Below are 18,531 nucleotides of genomic sequence, written 5' to 3'. Positions count from 1 at the left end.
AATTCCTTTAATCCATTAATTAAAGTATATCCGAAAAATATATAAAAAAAAGAAGTCGCTCACTGCGACTTCTTAATTTGTGCGGGCGAGAAGACTCGAACTTCCACGATCTAAAGCGATCACAAGATCCTTAGTCTTGCGCGTCTGCCATTCCGCCACGCCCGCGGAACAGTAACTATAATAGACTAAATTCGAGTGATGTGCAAGTAAATTTCGAAAATAATTTAATTTTATTTATTATTTTCTTTAAAAAGTACGCGCTAAACGCAAGCGCCCCTTGCATTTGCCACACCTATAGCGGATCGTATTTATTCTGCGCATGCGTGGATATTTTAGCCTGCAGTTTTCACAGACATAAAGATATTTATATTTTTTCCGGCGTCTTAAACCAATATCAGGTGCGTAGCGACTGCCGCCTACCCTATTAAGCAGAATTTTAAAATCGCGATCTTTATGCTGGTAGCCTAGCCCCATTAAATACAGATGGTAGTGACACAGTTCATGTTTAATAATGCCCACCAAATATTTTTGATTTTTTGCTTCTAAAAAATGCGCATTAATTTCAATATGATGGTCATCTAAATGATAGCGACCACCCGTTGTTCTCATCCGGTGATTAATTTTCACCATATGCAAAAAGGGACGATGAAAATAGTCCCTTGAAATTTGTTCTGTTAATTTTTGTAATTCCTCTTGTCTCATCGAATCCACTTCGCATATAAACCGGCACCTTTTGGCGTATTAATGTGGCGCTTCAAATCCGTTACGATCTTATGCTTAAAAGAGTGCTTGCCGTTCATCCAAGTTCCTGTAAACAAGTGAATGCTCTTAGAATCCGCCGATGGATTGCACAAAACGCCATCAGGATAAACGTGGATGCCCTCTTTGAGCATTTGCTCCTTATTGCCAATCTTTAAACCATATTTATCAATCAACATGTCGGTCACAGAAACACTGTTGACCCCGGCCATTTGATTGTTGACGTCGTATTCAAAGTTGCGGTCCTTATAGTAGTCCAAAATGTCCTGCATAAAAGGATGGCCCTTTTCTGCGCCAAAAATTGCGGCTGACAGATAATTATTATTTTCAAAGCCAATAAATGCCCGGTCATTTAAAAGCGGCGTTAAGTCGCTCACTACACGCACATCAGTATCCAAATAAATACCGCCCTGTTCATAAATAGCTTGGGCACGAATATAGTCGGACACAAAGGCCCATTTTTTAGCTTGATATGCCTGTTCAATATATTTATTTTCGTGCATATCAAAGGTGTCTTCGTTCCATTCCACAAATTTAAAATCAGGCAAATTCTTTTTCCAAGTCGCAATACATTCTTGGATGATCTTGCTCTTCGGATTATGCCCGACCCAAACATAATGAATTGTTTTAGGAATCATTTTTAACCTCGTTTAAAGAAATTTTTGACTAACTTGATAATGTCTTCGTTGAAGTCCAGCTTTAGTAAGAACATCAAACCTAGGTAAATTACTAACATGATAATTGATTTAACTGCCATGTTGAAAAAGGCTGAATGAATCAAGTTAGGCATAAACATGCCAACAGCTAACGTAATAATAGCGATCAAGAAATACTTTGGCACATCATGGAAGACATAAGCAAAGTCATAGCCGTCGCGCACTACCCACAAACGCAATACTAAAACTACGGCTTCCGTAATCAAAATAGCAATCATGGCACCCCAAGCGCCGTATGGACGGTCAAGGATGTAACTTAACACGATTTCAACGATCGCACCGATCACTACAGGAAAAGCATAGTCCTTATCACGCTGGTTAGCTAAGGCAAACTGGTTGGCAAAAACACCACCGGTTGGAATCATGATGATGGTCAAAGTAAACCAAAACATGAGTGGCGTCATCGGAATATATTTATCACCAAAGAAGAACGGTACAAATTGCTTGGTATTAGCCATGATGATCACGGCAAACAATGTACCTAACATAACAGTAGCTTCCAGTGATTTTTTCATGACCACTTTTTGCGTCTCTTTGCCTTCACTGGCCATTTTAGGCATGATAACCAGGGAAATACTAGTGATAACGCCTAAAATCATGTTGGAGATACGCTGCGAGTTATCGTAGAAAGATACCTGTGCTGAACCGGCAAACAGACCCAAGATTGGTTTATCAAGCGAAGTATAAATCTGCGTCGCAATCTGCGGAATCATCAAAGTTCCGATCGCAATGGCCGTTTTCTTGAATTTATAAAAATGAGCTACGGGTCTGCCAACGTAACGGTGGATGTCAAACCAAAAGACGAATGAACCCAGCATCGTTGATACCGACATAATCAGTAAGTACTTCCACAAATCGGCTGGTGATTTTACCCAAAGCAAAATCAAAACCACGCTGACCAGCCTTACCGCCGTGTTTTTCAAAACAACGCGACCGAAGTCGGCTAATCCTTGGAAGAACCAGGAAATATCGACCTGCGCTGAAATTAAATATGGCACCATGAGTAAAAGGTAGAACCAGTATTGAATGTGAAAGACTGTCGTTACAAAGACCGTAATGGCAATCGTAATTAAACCGGCAATACCTTGGAAGTACCAAAGACCCCAGAAGGCTCTAGTCAATTCTTCAGGCGTACCATAAGTCCGCGTACGCGAGATCGTCCGCATCCCTACATAAGAAACTGACAGGATACAAAAGATCATCAAAAACTGCACAGTGTTGTTAACACTGCTGTAGATCCCATAGGTTTTTGGTCCTAAAACTCTAGACAAATATGGCACCGTGATTAACGGCACCAAGACAATAAAAATTTGATAGATCGCGTTATAAAGAATATTTAAAAACGTTTTGCGCATATTCTACCCTCTATATTCTTGCGTCATATACTTAAAGACCTTTTCACAGTATGGTCCCTTTACTTGACTAGTCAAATGCAGCCAGTAAAGCCTACGGTTAGCAATTTGTTGGTTGTCCAAGTGATCAAGGTGGTTAATCAATTCTTGTTCAGAATTTACGCTGATCCCTGGCGTAATCTCGCTGTATGGTCCCATCAACAGGCCACGTGTTTTTTCATATTGCTTCAGGAAGTTGGTTACGAACACGATCGGCTTGTTTAAATGCAAATAGTCGAAGTAAATTGATGAGAAGTCGGTCATCAAGAAGTCGGTATCGCCGAGCAATTCGTACAAGTCATAGTCATGATCAAATAAGTAGTCATTGTTCAAAAATGCGATGTTAGAGTAATTACTCTTGAAAGCACTAAATAAGCGCATCTCGTAGGGATGCAATTTCACGATTAAATATTGGTGACGCCTTTTGAGCTCTTCATTTAACCTTTCGCCATCAAAATCTTCAAAGGCAAAGAAGTTTCCTTCCTTGATCTTATCCATGATGGTCTTATCTTCAAGCTCATATCTAAAAGTTGGCATGTAGATGCCGATTTGTGCTTGATCATCTTCAGTCTTGAACAGGTCTTTTAACAGCTGCTTTTTAGAAATTACTGGCGAATCAAGCAAGTCCAATCTAGGAAAACCAATTTTGTGGTACTTCTTAGTCTCAATTGCCATGCAGGCACTCATTAAGGTCTCGTATAAATCAGAACTTGAGGCCACGATATCAGCTGTTTTGTGCCACAGTTTTTCATTGCGCTTGTTGTCACGGTACTTAGTATTGTTGGCCATGATGCCCATTCGCTTCAGTGGAACACCGTGCCACAATTGCACATTAATCTGGTGTTTGCGCACCTTAAAAGGCTGGTGCGTGGTGATTACGTAACGCGCTGCCCCAATCTTTTGCCAAGTTTCCCACTTAAGGTGAGATGATGGCCATGGTTCAACCAATGTAGTGTTAAATTCAGGGTGGTTAACTAAGAGCCACTTGTAAAAAGCATAGCCATTTGAACCTGAACGACCCGAACCGTTTAACACCACGATCGTGTTGTCTTCCATTGTGGTAAAACGCGCACGAAACTTCATCCAGGCTAAATAAAGACGAAACAAAAAACTTTTCATTTAAACAACTTCCTAAAAAAATAATCTTACTTTTAAGCATAATAAAAAAGCTTGAACAAACTCAAGCTTTTTTATTTATTTTTGTTAAACTTTATTCTTTTCCCATTCTTCTTTGGAAGAATTTGACGATTTCCACAATCAAGATCATGCAGATACCAGCAACAAGGATGACTAACCATTGATCACCGTCAAGTTCAGTTACATCGAAGAACTTAGTCATGAATGGCAATTCAACGGCTGCCATAATCAAAGCTGAGATAATAATCGCACCATTGAACCATTTGTTGGCAAAAGTATGCTTTCTGAAAATTGATTGGTGAATAAACTTAGAGTTAATTGCGTGGAACAACTGGATAAGTCCCAAAGTAAGGAAGGCCATGGTTAAAGCATCCCCATGTTGCATGGATGGATCACCTACGTGTGGACCAACGTGAAGACCGATTTGGTAAGCACCCAAGACTAAGATACCTTCCAAAATACCTTGGTAAACAATGGAGCTAGCAACACCGCCGCTGAAGAAGTTAGAATTCTTACCACGAGGCTTACGCTTCATAATCCCATCTTCAACTGGTTCAACACCTAAGGCGATAGCTGGCAAAGTATCAGTTACCAAGTTGATCCAAAGAAGTTGTACTGGAGCCAAAATGTCCCAGCCAAGCATAGTCATCATGAAGACAGTTAAAACTTCACCAACGTTACAACTCATTAAGTACAAAATAGCTTTTTGGATGTTACTGAAGACCTTACGTCCTTGCTTAACAGCTTCAACGATCGTAGCGAAGTTATCATCGGCTAAAACCATATCACTGGCACCCTTTGATACTTCAGTACCAGTGATACCCATACCGATACCAATGTCGGCTTGCTTCAAACTTGGAGCATCATTAACACCGTCACCGGTCATAGCAACGATCTTGTTGTTTGCTTGCCATGCCTTAACGATTCTTACCTTGTGTTCTGGAGAAACACGGGCATAAACACTGTAGTCGCCAACGTGCTTGGTGAAGTAGTCGTCGCTCAATTTATCAAGTTCAGCACCGGTTAAAACGCGCTCGTCTTGACCTTTTCCAATAATACCCAAACGTTCTGCGATAGCTTGAGCAGTAGTTTGGTGGTCACCAGTGATCATAACGGTTCTAATACCAGCACTCTTAGCTTCGGCAACAGCGTCCTTAGCTTCACCACGTTCTGGGTCGATCATGCCGACAAGTCCAGCAAAGATCAAATCTTGTTCGACATTGTCAGTGGACGGATCATCATAAAGTTCATCAACGGTCTTGTAAGCCAAACCCAGCACACGCAAAGCTTTCTTGGCCATATTCTTGTTAGTTTCAAGAATATTTTTCTTGTCTTCATCGGTGATTGGTTCAATCTTACCGTTAATATCAATCTTAGTAATACGCTTCAAAAGCATATCAGGAGCACCCTTAACGGCAACATAGTATTTATCACCATCTACGTTAACAGTACTCATCAATTTACGTTCTGAATCAAATGGTACTTCTTGGACACGCTTGTACTTTTTAAGCAAAGTTTCTACGTCAATACTTTGATCGAAAGCAAATTGAATCAAAGCAGTTTCGGTTGGGTCACCTAAAAGGTTACCACCGTTTTCAATTTGAGTATCGTTGGCTAAAACCATGGACAAAAGTGCAGGATTAGTTTCGCTAATCTTGTCGCTGTCGTCGTGAACTGCGCCGTCATGGAAGACCTTTTCAACGGTCATTCTGTTTTGGGTCAAAGTACCAGTCTTATCTGAACAAATAATGTCGGTAGCACCCAAAGTTTCAACGGCAGGCAATTTTCTAACGATTGCCTTATGTTTAGCCATCGTTTGGGTTCCTAATGCCAAAATAATCGTAACAATAGCTGGAAGTCCTTCTGGAATTGCAGCTACGGCAAGTGATACGGCAACTAAGAACATGTTAATCATCAAAGTAGAATTACGGTCGGCTGGATTTGCTTTTAACACACCAACGGCAAAGACAATCACACAGATTGCCAAAATCATGATGGTTAAAGTCTTACCCAACTGGGTTAAGTTCTGCTTCAAAGGAGTATCAGTTTCATCGGCATTGTTAAGCATTGTAGCGATCTTACCAACTTCGGTGTGCATCCCCGTGCTAACTACAATACCTTCACCACGTCCGTAAGTAACGTTAGTGTTGGAATATGCCATGTTCACACGGTCACCCAAAGCAATATCATCGCCAGATAAAGTCTCAATCTTCTTTTCAACTGGGACAGATTCACCAGTCAAGGCTGATTCTTCAATCTTCAAACTACTTGCCAAATTCAAACGCAAGTCAGCTGGAACAACGTCACCGGCTTCAAGCAAAACGATGTCGCCTGGTACCAATTCGGTACTTGGAATCGTAATGATTGCGTCGTTACGCCGGACATGCGCTTCCGGCGTGGCCATATCCTTTAGGGCTTCAATCGCAGCTTCACTTCTTGCCTCTTGAAAGACACCTAAAATGGCGTTCAAGATAACAACGATCATGATGATTGCTGCATCGGTCCATTCTTTAGCAACTACACCGGATAAAATGGCGGCGATGATCAAAACAATGATCATGAAATCCTTGAATTGATCGATGAAGCGCATAAACATGCTCTCCTTCTTTTTAGCAGCTAAAGCATTGGGGCCATACTTTTCAAGTCTGGCTTTGGCTTCGCTATCGCTTAGTCCGGCATCGAGGGATGTTTTTAGCTCTTTTTCCACATCGGGTACTGACTCGGTGTAATATTTCTTAGCCAATTTAGTTTCCTCCTTAATATAAACAAAAAGAGACTTACATGCTTGTAGCACATAAGTCTCACAAATTAAGATAAACCCAGAAGTATAATAGCTTCGGCTGTTGAGTTTATCGCAAGCAAATTGCCGTCACTCCCTTATGATAAGTTTATTATAAGAAAATTTTTAAACTTTCACAAGTTTTAGCGAATAATTTTACTTTTTGTAGAAATCATCGAAAACAGTAACTGGCAAATGACGCTTGTGTTTACTCTTGTTCCATAATTTTTCAATTTGGTTAGCAGCCTTGTCAGAAACTTCTTTTCCTTCAAGGTAATCGTCAATTTCCTTGTAAGTTACACCAAGTGCAACTTCGTCCGGCAAGTCTGGCTTTTCTTCTTCAAGGTCAGCAGTAGGTGCCTTTTCGTAAAGGTGTTCAGGACAACCTAATTCTTTCAAAAGCATCTTGCCTTGACGCTTGTCTAAACGGAACAATGGAGTCAAATCGGCAGCACCATCACCGAACTTAGTGTAGAAACCACAGAAGTTTTCAGCGGCGTGGTCAGTACCTACAACTGCACCGTTGTTAGCACCAGCGATAGCGTATTGAACGACCATTCTTTCACGGGCCTTGATGTTACCCTTGTTAAAGTCGGTAATCTTTTGGCCAGTTGCTTCAACTGCCTTAACCATGGCGTCAACTGGTTCCTTGATGTTAACGATCAAATCTTGATCTGGGTGTTGAAACTTAACAGCATCAGCCGCATCATCTGCGTCAACTTGAACACCGTATGGCAAACGAACAGCGATAAATTGGTAAGAATCATCGCCAGTTTCTTTACGCATTTCTTCCATTGCCATTTGGCATAACTTACCAGTCAAAGTTGAGTCTTGACCACCAGAAATACCTAAAACATATGACTTAAGAAATGGGTTAGCCTTCAAGTAATTCTTTAAGAAATCGATTGAACGTCTGATTTCCTTCTTAGGATCAATTTCAGGTTGAACATGCTCATAAGCAATAATTTCTTTTTGTAATTCTCTCATCGACCAATGCTTCTTTCTCTAATCTTACGACGAATGTCTTGAATAAGATTCATTTTACTTTCGTATAAGTTTTGTGACAAGTCTACTGGGTATTCTTGTGGATTCAAGCTACGCTTGTATTCATCCCATAAGCCATCAAGGTTGTCAGCACAGAACTTCTTAATTTCATCAAGGCTAGGTTGTTTGTAAACGAGCTTACCTTCCTTAAAGATATCGTGCAAAAGCGGAATAGCAGTGTAATCAGTAACCACCTTGTTGATGTAAGTGTATTGAGGGTGGAACATGAACAATGCATCAAACTTACGTGGGTCTTCGTCGTAGCGAGATACCCAGTCACCTTCATTTTTCTTAGCAGTGTTGGCACTGATACGCCATACTTGCTTCTTGCCTGGAGTAGAAACCTTGATTGCGTTTGAAGAAATCTTCAAAGTGTCACGCATTGCGTGAACGTCATCTTCCATGGCAACTAACTTGTAAACTGCGCCAAGGGCTGGTTGATCATAAGCGGTAATAAACTTAGTACCGATACCCCAAACATCGATCTTGGCACCTTGCATCTTCAAGTTAGTGATGGTATTTTCGTCTAAATCATTTGAAGCAAAAATCTTAGCGTTAGGATAGCCGGCATCGTCCAATTCCTTACGAACTTGTTTAGAAATGTAAGCCATGTCGCCGGAGTCGATACGAACACCCAAGAAGTTGATCTTGTCGCCCATTTCGTTGGCAACCTTGATCGCGTTAGGCACACCACTTCTAACAGTGTCGTAAGTATCAACCAAGAAGACACAATCCTTGTGGGTTTCAGCGTATGCCTTGAAGGCTTCGTATTCGCTGCCGAATGCTTCAACTAAAGAGTGAGCATGAGTACCTGAAATTGGAATATTGAATAACTTACCAGCACGCACGTTACTAGTTGAGTCAAAACCGCCAATATAAGCGGCTCTAGTACCCCAAATAGCTGCGTCAGTTTCTTGAGCACGACGTGAACCAAATTCCATTATGCTGTCATCTTGAACAGCCAACTTAATACGTGCTGCTTTAGTAGCAAGTAAAGTCTGGAAGTTGATGATGTTCAAAATAGCAGTTTCAACTAATTGACATTGAGCAAGAGGACCTTCAACTTGAAGGATTGGTTCATTAGCGAAGACCAATTCCCCTTCTCTCATTGAACGGATGGTGAGCTTGAGCTTTAAATTGCGTAAGTAGTCAATAAAGTCATCATCGTAATCTTCTTGTTCTTTCAAATATTGAAGGTCGCTTTCCTTGAATTTTAAATTCTTCAAGTAATCGATGACGTGTTCAAGACCTGCGTAAACGGCATAACCGTTGCCGAACGGCTCTTTACGATAGAAGACTTCAAAAACGGCGTTGCGATCTGCGATGCCCTTCTTGAAGTAGGTGTACATCATGTTAATTTCGTATAAATCAGTGTGTAAAGCCAAAGAATCGTCTTTGTCTAATTCTGGGTAAAACATTGTTTCCCTTTCTGTTAATTAAAAAATTATGATTTTGTTTTTTATTATACAACCATTACGAACGTATGACTATTCTTCGACTCAAAACGTACGATATACAGCCAAAATTGAATCCAATTGATTCTTAATTGAAAAATGTTCTTCAGCATAACGTTTTTCGGCATGAGCCATTTGACGGAGTTCCTTATTTGACTTGTTTACTGCTAAATTAACCTGCTTGGCAATGGAATCAATGTCGCCCACTTTAGCGATAAAACCATATTCTGGCCCAGGGATCATCTTATGAATGTCGCCTACGTCTGTGGATAAAATAGGAATTAAATTATCGGTTGCCTCTAAAAGCACAAGTGGAAAACTTTCGGAATATGAGGTCAAAACGGCAAGGTCGATGCGTTTATACAAGCTGCTCAATTGATGATGCGTCATAAAGCCGTGGAAAGTTACTTGTGGAGCCATGTTTAATTGTCTCGTCAAAGCCTTAAGCGGCTCAAGCTGACTGCCATCGCCTGCGATGTGCAAACGAATATGCTGGTCGTTGAGCTGTTTAACCGCCTTAAGCAGCAATTCTTGGCCCTTTACCTTTTCGGTACGAGCAACGTTGATAATATTGAAGTATGTGTGTTCATATTTAGCAGGGATTTCGCTGTCGTTGTGGAAAACAATGCCGTTATAGATGACGTGCACCTTATTTTTATCCACCTGTGCTTTATTAATGAGCAATCTGGCAAAACACTCAGTCACCGCAAAAACACAGTCAGCCTTTCTTAAGGCACGGATATTCAAACTGGTGAAAATCTTGCCTAAAAGGCTGCGACCAGCAAAGTCCAAATAAGGATCAGAGTGCACCGTAATGCACCAAGTTGCCTTAATCTTCTTATGAATCAGTGAGAGAAATAAGTTGGCCCTAGCTCCGTGAGTATGCACGATGTCGTAGTCACCATCATTGATAAAGCGGGTTAATTTCTTCAAACTGGCTAAATCATAACGGCTATTTGCGCCCAAAACATGAGTCTCAATCCCGTGTTCACGTGCTGCCTGCGCAACAGGACCTTCTGCTAAAGTTAATAATTCGAAGTCCTTGCCTTCCTGTTTGGCCTCGGTTAATAAATTTACAATATGCGATAGGCCGCCGCCATTTTCAAGACCAGCATTTACATGCAAAACCTTCATTCTGTGATTATTTTCCTCTCTTCGATTGTTGAACTCGTGCTACGAACTGCGGCAAAACCAGCATTCGCTTGAAACGAGTTGGATTAGTAATTAAACGATAAAACCATTCTAAGTGCGTCTTTTGGAACGCTTCTGGCGCTCTTTTAACCATACCGGAAAAGACGTCAAAACTTCCGCCAACTCCCATCATTAGAGCAGGAAGTTCATTTCTGCGCAAAATTGCGAGTAGTTGCTCTTGCTTAGGAAAACCTAAGGCCGCAAAAACCATGTCTGGTTGGGTCTTGGCGATTCTGCGAGCTACCAGCTCTAAATCGTCGGTAAAGTAGCCGTCTTCGGCACCAACCAAGTTGATATTAGGATATTCCTTAGCCACTTTTGCTTGGACTGCGTGGATTACTTGTGGCTTAGCACCGATTAGGTAAACTCGACTGCCGCGGTCGTTAGCCACGCTCATTAACCAAGTAAAAAGATCATAGCCAGTTACTCGCTCAGGCAAAGGCTGCTTAAGCATCTTAGCTGCTTTAACAATGCCGATCCCATCAGCGGTAATGTAATCCGTGTCGTTTTTTAAGATTTTCATAAACTCGGGATTTTCATTAGCTGCCATCACGATTTCGGGATTGGCTGTTACTACAAAAGTAGATAAGTGATTATTCAATCGCTCAATAAATTCATTTTGAAATTGATTAAAAGTCTTATTATCAAAATCAACGCCTAAAACATTAACTTTGTCCATTTTTGTACACCTCGCGCGTATTCTCATCTGTTTTCTATTTTACCATTTGATCAGACAAGTAAGTGAATGAAGTCCAAGTTTCATATTTTCTTTAAACATGATAAGATTGTTTTAATCAAAGGAGACAACATGAAGAGAGTAATTACTTATGGCACATTCGACCTGCTTCATTATGGTCATGTGCGCCTGCTTAAACGTGCAAAAGAATTAGGCGATTATCTAATCGTGGGGCTTTCAACTGATGAATTCAACGAATTCAAGAAGCACAAGGAAGCCTACAACACTTACCCAGAAAGAAAATACATCTTGGAAGCTATCCGCTACGTTGATAAGGTCATCCCTGAAAAAGACTGGGATCAGAAGATCGACGACGTGAAGAAATACAACATCGACACCTTCGTGATGGGTGACGACTGGAAAGGTAAATTCGACTTTTTGAAGCCTTACTGTGACGTCGTTTACTTGCCAAGAACGCCAGGTATTTCAACTACCAAAATTAAAGAAGATTTGAAGTAAAACAAAAAACTCCAATCCCATTCAAATTGTGAATGAGGTTGGAGTTTTATTTTGTCCTATCTATTACTTAGAGAAAGTGAATTCAAATCTTTCGGCTACATAGCGAGCACGCGTATATTCAAATGGTTGACCTGATGCCAGTTCAGTAACCTGACGTCTAGTAATTAAAGCTTCGCCCTTCTTAGCTTTTAACAAGCGCGCATCTTGTTCATTAGCAATTGAGGCAGAAATATGTTCAGTTACTCGGCCTATTTCAAAACCGCCACGCTTTTCAAGCGTTTCATAAAGGTGGCTGGAAACTTCTTCTTTTGAGAAGTCCTTAACCAAGTAGTAAGGCACAGTAACTACTTCATAACAAATTGGCACATCGTCAGCGTAACGAATTCTCTCCATGCGTAGAACCTTTTCGTCCTTCTTAAGCATCAGGCGTTCCTTTTCTGACAATGATGGGTTGCCAATTTGGTAAGATGTCAACTTGCTGGAAGGAACTTGACCATTTGCCTTAGTAATATCGGTAAATGACATGATCCCTGACATTCTTTCCTGCACCTTTTGGCTAGCTACATAAGTACCGCTGCCCAGGCGCCGTTCAAGAATCCCTTCTTCTTCCAGTGTCTTGATTGCTTGACGCAAAGTCATTCTTGAAACGCCAAACTTCACTGATAATTGACGTTCAGCTGGAATTCTGTCTCCCACTTTGTACACATGATTTTCAATATCGCGCTTGATCTGATTATGGATCTTGATATACATAGGTTCTTCCATAATATGTCGCCCTCCAAAGTCCTCTAATACTACCTGTTATTATAAAGCAAATTGGTCTAGATTGCATTTAATACGGTAGAATAATTTTACCATGCTATTTTCTTTTAGTGGTCCATTGAACACCTAAAATGTACACATTCGGACGCTTATCACATTCCACGCTGAGCTTCTCACCTTTGTCGGCGATGACGTTGGTGTGCAACTTGGCTTCGTCTTGAATAGCCAAATCGGCGCCGTTGGGATGAAGCAGTAAATCATGACCGCGCAAGTTAGCGTTGCCGCTCAATGCCAAGAAGTATTCATAATCCATGTTGCCCATAAAGCTGACACGTGTTGCTTCACAGCTGGATTGATCTTGAAAATCACTGTGGGCGGTCACAGTTGAATTGCTCATTGTGACTTTTGCCTCATTAATAACCACCATGCGGTTGATGGTGCTGTTTTGGATAATCGTCCGCGTCTTTTTATCGATATAAACGCCGCCGTTGAACTTGCTGTTCATGATGTTGCTCCAGCAGTCGTCGCTGAGGTAAAGACATGAATCATCCTTAGCACGCACCGTACTGTTGAGCATGTTCATCCAGGTTTGTCCGTGCAATAAAATATAATCGGCTTCGGAATTATTAATATCAAGTTCTGCGTTGGTTTTGGCAAAAGTGTTGATGCTACCGTGGATGTTGGAATTATTGATAATCGCGGTGCCCTGCCCTTCTAAGGCCAAAGCACAGTATTTATCAGACTTGTAGTCGATTTCGGAATCATTCATTTCCAAACGGAAATTAGCATTTTCGTACATGGAAACAGAGCCGTTAATCACCTTAGTTGAATAAAGTTCAACGGTTACCTTCCCGTTCACAGCGATCGCGGCAGTGTCGGTGCCATTACCCTTGATAAAGCAATTACGTAGCGTCAAATAACCATCACTTTCAACTGGGACGAAAAGACTGTTGTTGTCAGTGCTGGTATTAATGCATAAATTTTCTAAAGTGACATAGCGGCTATCATCTGAAACGCTGATGTAGCCTTCAATTGTCGTATCTTCTGGGACGGATCCTGTCCCTTTAATTGTGATATCTGTTAGTGTTAAGCCTTGTGGCAAATAGTAAAAGCCAGGCCCCAGCATTAAAACGTCATCGGCACGCAAATCTTTTAACGCTTCGTGCCAACTTGTTTCGCTGCTTGAACCTCCAACTCTGATTATTCTAGCCATTCAACATTCCCCTTACTCTAAAAAAGCCAATTACTATTATATTTGTTTTCTGCTAGCAATGGGTAACTTTTGCCTAGCAAAAATAGAACTTGATCAAATTGACCAAGTTCTACTCGTATTTTTAGACTTATTATTACTTGTTTTATTTAGTTTATTTCATCTTAACATTCCAGTAGTAAGCTACGTTGCCGTATGGTGAAAGCTTGAAGCCTTGTACGTTTGGCTTAAGCAAGTACGAAGCTCCCGCTTGATAAAGTGGAGTCGCAAAGGCATCCTTTTGGATCATTTGCCGTTCTGCATTAATCAAAGCTTGCAGTCTTTGCTTAGGATCGTTAGCGTAAGTTGAACGCACAAGATCGATTTGGTGCCAGAAGTTGCGGTTGCGATAGTCTTGTTCCAAGTTGAATAGACCGCCGACAGTTAAGAAGTCGAGTGGATCTTCGTAACTTGGTTGCCAAGTACCATAGACAAAGTCGTAGTTGTGGTTAGTAGTGTTTGATAAACGTGACTTAAGTGGGATTGAACGCCCATTGATGGTCAAACCTGGCAAGTTACGCATCAAATCACTTTGGATGAATTCACCTACACACTTAGCGTCGTCGATGTCGGAAGTAAGAAGTTCAAGAGTGATCTTCTTTTGACCCAATTGTCTTTGAGCGATCTTCTATTCCTTGCAAGCGTTTTTTACGTTGTAGGTAACCATGTCGCCGGCGTTTTTACGATAGTCGTTACCAGTTGACTTGTCGGTAATGAAGTTGGAAGTAACGATACCGTTAGCTGGACGACCAGCGTGGAGCACTGTGGCAACCAATTGCTTTTTGTTAATAGCCTGACTGATAGCACGTCTTACGTGAACGTTTCCGGTAGTCTTTCGCTTAAGGTCAAAAGTCATGTAGCCATTTGTTGGTGTTACTTGTGAGTGATAGTCTTTGTTGTTTTGGTATTGTTTGACGAAGTCTGAACTAAGTAGAGCGTAGTCCAAGCTGCCACTTCTGAACAAGTTCACGCCAGTTGAGGTAGTTTGGATCACTTGCATGTTGACCTTGTCGAGTTTGACTGACTTCTTGTTCCAGTAAGTGTTGCTCTTTTGAAGCGTCCACTTAAGATTAGAGCCAGTCCAGCCCTTCACTGTGAATGGACCGTTGTAGACCAGGTTCCTGCTGGAAGTTCCGTATTTACTACCAAGCTTGTTAACTACCTTGGTATCCTGAGGATAAAATTGCGCACCCTCTAAGATTTCTGGCAAATATGGAATTGGGTTAGCTAAAGTAACTTGAAGACGATATTTGCCTAAAGCCTTGATGCCGAGTGAGTTAACCTTGGCCTTGCCTTGGGTGATCTTGGTACCGTTCCTAATGATGGCGTAACTGTCGCTATCGAGGGATGAATTCTTAGGATCGACGGGTTCTGCACCAACCAGTAACGTAGTCTTGGGCGGTAATGGGATCGCCGTTAGACCACTTAGCGTTTTTTCTTAAATTATAGGTATAAACTCTATTGCCGTTAGAAACTTTTACGCTAGTTGCCCCTGCAAGTTTAGCGCGGTTATTTTTGTCAAAATGGTAAAGACCTTCCATTGAGTTTTGTAAAGCTTCCGAACTAGTTGTATCGCCACACTTACTTGAATCCAGCGTGGAAATTTCGTTTGAAGTTGCTGTATTCATTACTTGTTTTGATGAGGATGAACCAGTATTTGAATTAGAACATGCTGCGAGTACCCCAGCTGCAGTCATAGTTACAATTCCGAGTAAAAACTTATTTTTGTTCTTCACGTTATTTCCTTTCACTTACATTTTATTAGTGTGCATGATGAAGGAAAAAATTAACAATACTTTGTCTCAATAGCTGCTATAGATTTTACCTATAGTAAATTTTTTAGACAGAAAACATACTAACCTAGTGTTGGATCATGAATCGACGGATTCATGATCTGGCACTTTTTATTTTGTCTAAAATAGAAAGTGAAGATAAAGCAAATAAAGTCTTGGTTCTTTTGGACGTGTAACGTCGAAAAGAAAACGGACTGCTTTACCGCCTATTTATAAGTCTCTTCGAAGTCTGTGGGCACTTGATGCCGAGTTCAGAAAATGAGAATTAATAGGTTGATAAAACTGTTTGTCTTCACTTGGAGGTTAGAATGATGAAACAAAATATTATCTTTGGCATTGATGTTAGCAGTAAATCGTCTACAGTTTGTGTAGTAATTGATCGAATTAAGCAAGGTGAAACCTTTAAGATTACTAATGATTCCTTTGGCTATCAAGATCTATTGGATCGTTTAAATCAATACTTGATCACGCCTTTAGTAGTTTTTGAAGCTACGGGAGTTTATTCATTGAGTTTACAGGCTTTTTTAGAAGATTATCATATCAAGTATTTAAAGCTTAATCCCTTAAAGGCTAAGAAGCTGATGGACAATAATCTAAGGCATAATAAAACCGATAAAGTTGATGCTTATCGGTTAGCTTTAATTCAATTCAATGCGCCACAAAAATTGCGTGCTCCTCAACCTAAGGAATATCATGAACTGCAAAATGCGAGTCGTTATTACGAAGAGCTTACTCAAGCCCTGATAATCAATAAAAATCAGCTCCATCGTAATTTGCAGTCTACTTTTCCTCAGATAGAGAGTATCCTTTCAACTTCATCTGGCAGAGTTTATTGGACGATTGTCAGCTTATTCCCGCATGCACAATATGTTTTAAATCACAATGAAAACCAGGTCTTTCAAAGTTTGTTGGCCATTTCAGGAATTGGCAGACAAAGAGCTCATTATTTAACAACTAGGCTCTATGCCTTAGCCAGACAAGCTTATCCATATGACAATGAAAGCAGTATTACTATTCGAGCAATTCAGCGTAATATTGCCAATTTGCTTTCTCTAAGTGCTGAAAGAGATAATGTGATCAATTATATGGAAAAGCTTGCTATGCAAGCAAATGCACGGTCTTTGAATATCTATGAGAGTATTCCTGGCATTGCCAAAACTACTGCTGTTAGGTTGGTAGCCGAATTAGGTGATTTAAGACGGTTTGATACTTCAGCCCAAATTGATGCCTTTGTTGGCATTGATCCAGGCCGCTATCAATCAGGTGAAAAGGACAGTCATTTAGGAATAACCAAACATGGCAATCACTTAGCTAGAAAGATTCTTTATCGAACAATTACTCAAATGGAAACTGTCAAAGCTACTCAGCCTTGTCATATCACTGATTATTATGATAAGAAAAAACGATCTTCAAATAGCCGGGGCTATAAGAAAATCGCCATTGCATCAGTTCATAAACTGATACGTACAATGTTTGCTCTTATCAAACATGATCAATTATATGATTACAACGTAGCCACACATAACCAAAGACTTTAGTTGAAATCAAATGATCAACTTCAGTATAACAACCTATGAAAAAACTACAAGTACTCATAGGCTTATTTGTGTTACATATAATTATTAATAAATTTAGTTTTCTAACTTAATTAGCTTCATTCGTACCAATAATTCTAATAAAATAATCTATTAAATTATTGATATTACTTGACTTAAGGTAGAAAAAAGAAACGTCATAAGACGTTTCTTTCAAATTAGGGTTGGGTGTTCTTAAAGAACTATTGGGTTAGCTGGATTCGAACCAGCGCATGATGGTACCAAAAACCATTGCCTTACCACTTGGCTATAACCCAATACCAGCTGAGCTTTTTACTTGTTGCTCAACAATGGAGGAGGGTGGATTCGAACCGCCGAACTCAGAGAGAGCGGTTTTACAGACCGCCGCGTTTAGCCACTTCGCTACTCCTCCGTTAGCTGACTTAATTATAATAACGAATATCTAGTTCAAATGCAAGGGAAAATTGAAAAAAGTTTTCATTTTTTGCATTTGGCTAAAAAATGGGTAAAAACAAAAGTCGTTACTCATTTTTTGTGGAATTTAGAGTACCGGCTTTATTACTTTGCATTGAATCCAAATGCAAGCAAGTTATACTACATTTCTAATGTATCACATTTGATAATGGTTAACTACAAATTGAACTATTAATTATAATAGTAAAAACAAAAGCCATTACTTTTATTGTGGTTTCTAGAGTAATGACTTCTGTGCCTTTGCATTGAATCCAAATGCAATTATGGCAAACTCTTCGTCTTTAATATATCAAAATTTACGCTCATTAACAACGCCACTCAACAGCGCCCATCTTAACGTTTTTATTAGCCTTGATTAATGCGGCACCATTGCCAATTTCTACACCACCGTCAAGAATTCCTTCGTCAGAACGAAGATTCAAGCTACCGGCGTCATAGTCCATCACCATGTTTGGTCCCATCATCGTCATATCGTATTTTGAAGTGTAAATCTTCAAGCCTTGATCGTTCTCAAGCTCTACAGGATAATCGGGATCAACTTGATCAACCCAGATAATTGAAAAGTGGGAACCAATGCTGCAGCCTCCACCCTTGATAGAATACTTGCCACCACCATCGTCGGTGATCAAAATCAAAGTCTTGTCTGCAATTTCTCTTCTCTTTAAGTAATCCATTGCCTTATCAGTGAATGTAATCTTCAACATAGGTCTCTCTCCTTTTCATTTTCGTTAATTAAATTATAGCGAAAAGTGTTAGTAAAGAAATTGATCTACATCAAGAAATGTAAATTTTTTTCAAAAGAAAAAAGCCATTGCTCTCAGGAGACCATGCAATGACTTCTTTACACCTTTAATATAACACCTTTCTCGTATTTTGTATCACCCAAAACATCAACTAATTATTGATAATACAAACATATTTTCGTATAATAACATTATCAAGCAAGTGAACGTATATTCGCTTAGCATAGTAAGGTGGGGATGCACATGTATGACTATAGATATGAACCACACAGGCTAGTCTTCATGATC

At 40.2% G+C, this 18,531-nt stretch carries 14 protein-coding genes, 3 tRNA genes and 1 pseudogene; 2 read left to right on the top strand and 16 right to left on the bottom strand.

What is annotated here, in order from left to right; genetic code table 11:
• Positions 1–80: 80 nt before the first annotated feature.
• From WS44_RS03850 to WS44_RS03805, 10 genes are all read right to left on the bottom strand, one after another.
• Positions 81–165: transfer RNA gene (locus tag WS44_RS03850), tRNA-Leu, on the bottom strand.
• 81 nt (positions 166–246) lie between these two features.
• Complete coding sequence (locus tag WS44_RS03845; RefSeq protein WP_013641604.1) at positions 247–702, bottom strand: SprT family protein; 456 nt, start codon at positions 700–702, stop codon at positions 247–249.
• Positions 699–1,397 (bottom strand): glycosyltransferase, encoded by a 699-nt coding sequence (locus WS44_RS03840; RefSeq protein ID WP_013641603.1) that lies wholly within the window; start codon positions 1,395–1,397, stop codon positions 699–701. Before WS44_RS03840 ends, WS44_RS03845 begins: the two co-directional genes overlap by 4 nt.
• A 2-nt stretch (positions 1,398–1,399) precedes the next feature.
• Entirely contained in the window at positions 1,400–2,830 is a 1,431-nt protein-coding gene (locus tag WS44_RS03835) for an oligosaccharide flippase family protein (protein WP_013641602.1), read from the bottom strand.
• A 3-nt stretch (positions 2,831–2,833) separates the two neighbouring features.
• Positions 2,834–3,985 carry a CDP-glycerol--glycerophosphate glycerophosphotransferase gene (locus WS44_RS03830; protein ID WP_013641601.1) on the bottom strand — a complete coding sequence of 384 codons (1,152 nt, stop codon included), beginning with the start codon at positions 3,983–3,985 and terminating at the stop codon, positions 2,834–2,836.
• A gap of 91 nt (positions 3,986–4,076) precedes the next feature.
• Complete coding sequence (locus tag WS44_RS03825; RefSeq protein ID WP_270781241.1) at positions 4,077–6,764, bottom strand: calcium-translocating P-type ATPase, PMCA-type; 2,688 nt, start codon at positions 6,762–6,764, stop codon at positions 4,077–4,079.
• A gap of 174 nt (positions 6,765–6,938) precedes the next feature.
• Entirely contained in the window at positions 6,939–7,769 is an 831-nt protein-coding gene (gene nadE, locus WS44_RS03820) for an ammonia-dependent NAD(+) synthetase (RefSeq protein WP_046433214.1), read from the bottom strand.
• Entirely contained in the window at positions 7,766–9,244 is a 1,479-nt protein-coding gene (locus WS44_RS03815; protein ID WP_013437348.1) for a nicotinate phosphoribosyltransferase, read from the bottom strand. Before WS44_RS03815 ends, nadE begins: the two co-directional genes overlap by 4 nt.
• 81 nt (positions 9,245–9,325) lie before the next feature.
• Complete coding sequence (locus WS44_RS03810) at positions 9,326–10,414, bottom strand: glycosyltransferase family 4 protein (RefSeq protein WP_013437347.1); 1,089 nt, start codon at positions 10,412–10,414, stop codon at positions 9,326–9,328.
• Between the two features lie 7 nt (positions 10,415–10,421).
• Positions 10,422–11,150, bottom strand: a complete 729-nt coding sequence (locus WS44_RS03805; RefSeq protein ID WP_013437346.1) for a WecB/TagA/CpsF family glycosyltransferase — start codon at positions 11,148–11,150, stop codon at positions 10,422–10,424.
• Between the two features lie 129 nt (positions 11,151–11,279).
• Here WS44_RS03805 and tagD point away from each other — a divergent pair, with 129 nt between their 5' ends.
• Complete coding sequence (tagD, locus tag WS44_RS03800; RefSeq protein WP_013437345.1) at positions 11,280–11,666, top strand: glycerol-3-phosphate cytidylyltransferase; 387 nt, start codon at positions 11,280–11,282, stop codon at positions 11,664–11,666.
• Between the two features lie 63 nt (positions 11,667–11,729).
• On the opposite strand, the gene WS44_RS03795 is transcribed toward tagD, so the two are convergent.
• From WS44_RS03795 to WS44_RS03785, 3 genes and pseudogenes are all read right to left on the bottom strand, one after another.
• Positions 11,730–12,431 carry a GntR family transcriptional regulator gene (locus WS44_RS03795; RefSeq protein ID WP_013437341.1) on the bottom strand — a complete coding sequence of 234 codons (702 nt, stop codon included), beginning with the start codon at positions 12,429–12,431 and terminating at the stop codon, positions 11,730–11,732.
• A 94-nt stretch (positions 12,432–12,525) separates the two neighbouring features.
• Complete coding sequence (locus tag WS44_RS03790; protein ID WP_046433211.1) at positions 12,526–13,641, bottom strand: hypothetical protein; 1,116 nt, start codon at positions 13,639–13,641, stop codon at positions 12,526–12,528.
• Between the two features lie 151 nt (positions 13,642–13,792).
• Positions 13,793–15,374, bottom strand: a pseudogene (locus tag WS44_RS03785) (peptide ABC transporter substrate-binding protein).
• 404 nt (positions 15,375–15,778) lie between these two features.
• Between WS44_RS03785 and WS44_RS03780 the strand changes: the two are divergent.
• The gene (locus tag WS44_RS03780) at positions 15,779–17,008 is read left to right on the top strand and encodes an IS110-like element ISLhe4 family transposase (RefSeq protein WP_013854585.1); all 1,230 of its coding nucleotides are present in this window, start codon (positions 15,779–15,781) and stop codon (positions 17,006–17,008) included.
• A 242-nt stretch (positions 17,009–17,250) separates the two neighbouring features.
• Here the strand turns inward: WS44_RS03780 and WS44_RS03775 are convergent.
• From WS44_RS03775 to WS44_RS03765, 3 genes are all read right to left on the bottom strand, one after another.
• A tRNA-Gln gene (locus WS44_RS03775) sits at positions 17,251–17,322 on the bottom strand.
• A 34-nt stretch (positions 17,323–17,356) separates the two neighbouring features.
• Positions 17,357–17,438: transfer RNA gene (locus tag WS44_RS03770), tRNA-Tyr, on the bottom strand.
• Positions 17,439–17,805: 367 nt separating this feature from the next.
• A complete protein-coding gene (locus WS44_RS03765; RefSeq protein ID WP_014565634.1) occupies positions 17,806–18,204 on the bottom strand; it encodes an iron-sulfur cluster biosynthesis family protein in 399 nt (132 codons plus the stop codon).
• Positions 18,205–18,531: the final 327 nt, after the last annotated feature.

It is taken from the genome of Lactobacillus sp. N54.MGS-719, assembly GCF_000980505.1.
Lineage (GTDB): Bacteria > Bacillota > Bacilli > Lactobacillales > Lactobacillaceae > Lactobacillus > Lactobacillus amylovorus.
The sequence above is the reverse complement of the archived record's forward strand: the minus strand, read 5'-3'. Positions and strand labels throughout refer to the sequence as shown.

Bases quoted from the DNA above. Each gene is read 5' to 3' on its own strand.
- WS44_RS03835 (WP_013641602.1), bottom strand. From the start codon at position 2,830: ATGCGCAAAACGTTTTTAAATATTCTTTATAACGCGATCTATCAAATT.
- WS44_RS03805 (WP_013437346.1), bottom strand. From the start codon at position 11,150: ATGGACAAAGTTAATGTTTTAGGCGTTGATTTTGATAATAAGACTTTT.
- WS44_RS03845 (WP_013641604.1), bottom strand. From the start codon at position 702: ATGAGACAAGAGGAATTACAAAAATTAACAGAACAAATTTCAAGGGAC.
- WS44_RS03810 (WP_013437347.1), bottom strand. From the start codon at position 10,414: ATGAAGGTTTTGCATGTAAATGCTGGTCTTGAAAATGGCGGCGGCCTA.
- WS44_RS03765 (WP_014565634.1), bottom strand. From the start codon at position 18,204: ATGTTGAAGATTACATTCACTGATAAGGCAATGGATTACTTAAAGAGA.
- WS44_RS03790 (WP_046433211.1), bottom strand. From the start codon at position 13,641: ATGGCTAGAATAATCAGAGTTGGAGGTTCAAGCAGCGAAACAAGTTGG.
- nadE (WP_046433214.1), bottom strand. From the start codon at position 7,769: ATGAGAGAATTACAAAAAGAAATTATTGCTTATGAGCATGTTCAACCT.
- WS44_RS03795 (WP_013437341.1), bottom strand. From the start codon at position 12,431: ATGGAAGAACCTATGTATATCAAGATCCATAATCAGATCAAGCGCGAT.
- WS44_RS03780 (WP_013854585.1), top strand. From the start codon at position 15,779: ATGATGAAACAAAATATTATCTTTGGCATTGATGTTAGCAGTAAATCG.
- tagD (WP_013437345.1), top strand. From the start codon at position 11,280: ATGAAGAGAGTAATTACTTATGGCACATTCGACCTGCTTCATTATGGT.
- WS44_RS03840 (WP_013641603.1), bottom strand. From the start codon at position 1,397: ATGATTCCTAAAACAATTCATTATGTTTGGGTCGGGCATAATCCGAAG.
- WS44_RS03815 (WP_013437348.1), bottom strand. From the start codon at position 9,244: ATGTTTTACCCAGAATTAGACAAAGACGATTCTTTGGCTTTACACACT.
- WS44_RS03830 (WP_013641601.1), bottom strand. From the start codon at position 3,985: ATGAAAAGTTTTTTGTTTCGTCTTTATTTAGCCTGGATGAAGTTTCGT.